Source organism: Anaerorhabdus sp. (assembly GCF_036657415.1).
In the GTDB taxonomy this organism is placed as follows: Bacteria; Bacillota_I; Bacilli_A; order Erysipelotrichales; family Erysipelotrichaceae; genus Anaerorhabdus.
The window spans coordinates 1-3234 of sequence record NZ_JAVXGL010000137.1; the positions used below are offsets into that span (position 1 = coordinate 1).

Here is a 3234-nt window from a genome sequence, read left to right on the forward strand (position 1 = left end):
AAAAAGAATTTAAATCCAATATCAATTTTTAGAATTTGCTCAAATAAACGTTTAATTAAAAAAGAAAACACAAAAAGTCCAATTGATGTACTTGAAAAACTAAGAAATTTAAGTTTTTTATGCACATACGCTTTTAGATAATAATCAAATAAATTATTTTCTTTGCAAATTCTTTGATTAGCATTCCACCCATCAACAGCTTGTTGTACTAGGAAGTCTTTTACTAATTTCATATATTCATTTATTTGTTTCCATTGCATAATTGTTATTTGTTTGTCGGGAAATAGCGATGGATATTCCTTTTTAAAATTAATAATTATAGTAAGTTGTAATTTTTTCCACAAAAAAGAACTTAATATGACAATTATTATAATTGCAACTAAATACCCCAAGTAACCCCAAACACTTTGCGTATCGATAATTAATTCATACAGCACCAATGAAAATGCTCCCGTAAAGAAGGTAATGTATGCAATATAGTTATAAATATTCGGATGTTTTAAGAAACGTGAACAATGATATTCACTCAAATAATCTTGAATATATACTTTATAAAAGTCATCATTCATACATTACTCACCTCATAATGCAGTTTAACATTGTTTATTCATTGACAAAAGAAAGATGATTTCAATTTTTTTGAATAATTCCAATAAAAAAACTTGAAGTTTTAGTTTTCACTTCAAGTTCATTTATTGATTTAAGCTTTGTTTGCTGAACCAAATTGGTTAATCATTGCATTAACTTTAGCTTGGATTGCTTTTGTACCTGGAGCTAATAATTTACGAGGGTCATAACCTTTACCTTCTTGGTCTTTACCAGCCATGATATATTCACGTGTAGCGTCAGCAAATACTAATTGAAGTTCAGTATTAACGTTGATTTTTGAAACTCCTAATGAAATTGCTTTTGCAATTTGATCAGCTGGAATTCCTGAACCGCCATGTAAAACAAGTGGTTTACCATCTGTAGCTTCTTGGATTTTACCAAGAACATCAAAGTTTAGTCCTGCCCAGTTAGCTGGATATTTACCATGAATATTACCAATACCTGCTGCTAAGAAGTCAACTCCTAAACCAGCAATTGTTGAACATTCTGCTGGATCAGCACATTCACCCATACCTACAACACCATCTTCTTCTCCACCAATTGAACCAACTTCACATTCAACTGAAATTCCTTTTGAATGAGCAAGTGCGATAATTTCTTTTGATTTTTCTAAGTTTTCTTGGAAATCATAGTGAGAACCATCAAACATTACTGAAGTGAAACCAGCTGCGATAGCTTCTTTAGCTCCTTCGTATGAACCATGGTCAAGGTGAATTGCTACTGGAACTGTAATTCCCATTGCATCATGAACTTCTTTAACCATAGCTACTACAGTCTTATATCCGCACATGTATTTGCCTGCACCTTCAGAAACCCCAAGCATAACTGGAGATTTTGTTTCTTCTGCAGCTGCAAGAATTGCTTTAGTCCATTCTAGGTTATTGATGTTGAATGCACCTACTGCGTAGTGACCTGCATGTGCTTTTTGAATCATTTCTGTTGCTGATACTAATACCATACTGTTTATTCCTCCTAATTTTTGAACAACTTTATTTTATACCATAAACTCTTAAATGAAAAGTCTAATAATTATGGAATAACCTTGTTTGTTTTGCTATAATTATAAATGTTTTGAAAGAGGTGGGACTATGAAAAAAATTGCTTTTGATAATGACAAGTATATCTCCATGCAATCTGAGAAAATTGCAGAGCGAATTGAACAGTTTGGAGGAAAGCTCTACCTTGAGTTTGGTGGCAAACTTTTCGACGATTTTCATGCATCCCGCGTATTACCTGGTTTTATGCCTGATAGCAAGGTGAAGATGCTTGAAAAACTTAAAGATAAAGTTGAACTTATTATTGTAATAAGTGCACATGATATCGAAAAGAATAAAGTAAGAAGCGATTTAGGCATCACTTATGATTTAGATTGCTTACGCTTAATTGATGCTTTTAGAAGTATTGACTTCTATGTTGGAAGTGTTGTTATATCGCATTATGCTAAACAACCTACTGCCGATGCATTCAAAAAGAAATTGGAAGGATTAGGTATAAAAGTATCTTTACATTATCCAATTCAAGGATATCCTTCAAATGTTGACCACATTGTTTCTGATGAAGGCTTCGGATTAAATGACTATATTGAAACTGAACGCGAGCTAGTTGTAGTTACTGCTCCAGGTCCTGGTTCTGGTAAAATGGCCACATGTCTTTCGCAACTTTATCACGATCAAAAAAGAAATATCAAATCTGGATATGCTAAATTTGAAACATTCCCAATTTGGAATGTACCGCTAAAACATCCAGTAAACTTAGCTTATGAAGCTGCAACAGCTGACTTAAATGATATCAATATGATTGATCCATTTCATTTAGAAGCTTATGGCGAACAAGCAATCAACTATAACCGTGATGTAGAAGTATTCCCTGTATTAAGTCGTCTATTCGAAAAAATCCAAGGAACTTCTCCTTATAAATCTCCTACTGATATGGGTGTTAACATGGTTGGTAATTGCATTATTGATAATGAAGCTGCTGCAAAAGCAAGTAACGAAGAAATTGTACGTCGTTATTACAATGCCCTTGTTGATTTAAGAAGAGATTATTGTACTGAAGAAACTGTATCTAAAATTGAACTTATTATAAATAAAGCCGGAATTACTCCTGAAGTAGTCCGCCCTGTCGCAGAAGTTGCTAAGGCAAAAGCGGTAGAAACAGGTGGACCTGCTGTTGCGATTGAACTTGAAGATGGAACTATTGTCACTGGAAAAACATCTCCACTTCTTGGGGCATCAAGCGCTTGCCTATTGAACGCTCTAAAAATTTCTGCTGGTATTGATGACAGTGTACACTTAATTGCACGCGAAGTTATTGAACCTGTTCAACGCCTAAAAACAGAAATACTTGGAAATCGTAACCCTCGACTACACGTTGATGAAATATTGATTGCACTCTCTATTACCGCAATCAACAATCCAGTAACACGTTTAGCTCTTGAACAAATTGAAAAATTAAAAGATTGTGAAGTACACTCAACCGTTATTCTATCTGAAGTTGATGTTTCCACATTCAAAAAGCTTGGCGTTAATTTTACACAAGAACCTGTGTATACTACAAAAAGACTGTATCATAAATAGCTTCCACGTGTAAAACACGTGGTTCTGACTTAACCCTATAAGGGCTATT

General features: G+C 33.8%; 3 protein-coding genes. 1 reads left to right on the forward strand and 2 read right to left on the reverse strand.

Annotated elements, in window-relative coordinates:
• Together RSB60_RS11340 and fba are read right to left on the reverse strand one after the other, a co-directional pair.
• On the reverse strand, positions 1-569 hold a 569-nt coding region (locus tag RSB60_RS11340), incomplete at its 3' end, for a hypothetical protein (RefSeq protein WP_332616446.1).
• 131 nt (positions 570-700) lie between these two features.
• The gene (gene fba, locus RSB60_RS11345) at positions 701-1567 is read right to left on the reverse strand and encodes a class II fructose-1,6-bisphosphate aldolase (RefSeq protein WP_332616448.1); all 867 of its coding nucleotides are present in this window, start codon (positions 1565-1567) and stop codon (positions 701-703) included.
• Between the two features lie 130 nt (positions 1568-1697).
• On the opposite strand from fba, the gene RSB60_RS11350 reads away from it, so the two are divergent.
• Positions 1698-3185, forward strand: a complete 1488-nt coding sequence (locus tag RSB60_RS11350) for a DUF1846 domain-containing protein (RefSeq protein WP_332616450.1) — start codon at positions 1698-1700, stop codon at positions 3183-3185.
• Positions 3186-3234 lie beyond the last annotated feature (49 nt).